The organism is Gemmiger formicilis, assembly GCF_016901605.1.
Classification (GTDB): Bacteria; Bacillota; Clostridia; order Oscillospirales; family Ruminococcaceae; genus Gemmiger; species Gemmiger formicilis_B.
Map to the genome: position 1 here is coordinate 1 of NZ_JACJKP010000372.1, position 675 is coordinate 675.

Annotated in this window: 2 protein-coding genes; both read right to left on the bottom strand. The window is 59.9% G+C overall.

Annotation, left to right across the window (positions count from 1 at the left end; translation table 11 throughout):
* Nucleotides 1-297: hypothetical protein (locus H6B10_RS14935; protein ID WP_345941863.1), on the bottom strand; the 297-nt coding region annotated here is incomplete at its 3' end.
* Nucleotides 298-360: 63 nt separating this feature from the next.
* On the bottom strand, nt 361-675 hold a 315-nt coding region (locus tag H6B10_RS14940; RefSeq protein WP_430661770.1), incomplete at its 5' end, for an MFS transporter.

The following is a 675-nucleotide window of genomic DNA, read 5'->3' on the forward strand; positions in this document are numbered from 1 at the left end:
AATCACTGCGATCACACTCCAGGCAATCTGGGCGCCGCTCTTTTTCCTGTTCTTTCCTCCGTCCATGTCCCGGCGGCCGGATGCGTTTTGCCTGCCAAACCGTTCCGGCGGGCAGGTGTACACCGGCTTTTTACCGGGTGCCTGCCGCACACGGTGCAGGACTTTTTCCCCGTTGACCTCATGGGTATGGGCGGTTTCGCTGCGCAGGGTGTAGCGTTTTTCGTCCGGAATGGGCATGCCGCAATCCTGGCACCGTCCATTGACGACCTTGCCGCCGCAAAGGCTGCATTTCTGCATAAGGACCCTCCTCCTGTTTCTGTTTTGCTCTTATGGGGGTGAATTTCCCCGGAATACCGTTTCTCACACGCCGGGATTGGCCGCCCGATGCGCCGCCGTCTTGCGGTGCATTGCCTCGGACGAAACAGTCATCAGAATCAACGCCGTCAGCAGGTACCACGGGAACAGTCCCATGCTGATATGCTGGGCCAGCAACCCGAAGAACGGCGGCAGCAGCGTGGTGCCCACATAGGCGGCCGCCATCTGCACACCGGTCATGGACATGCTGAGGTTGCGCCCGAAATTGGCCGGTGTTTCGTGAATGATGCTGGGGTAAATGGGTGCGCAGCCCAGGCCCACAATGATCAAGCCCGCAAACAGCAAGGTATTGCCCGCCGG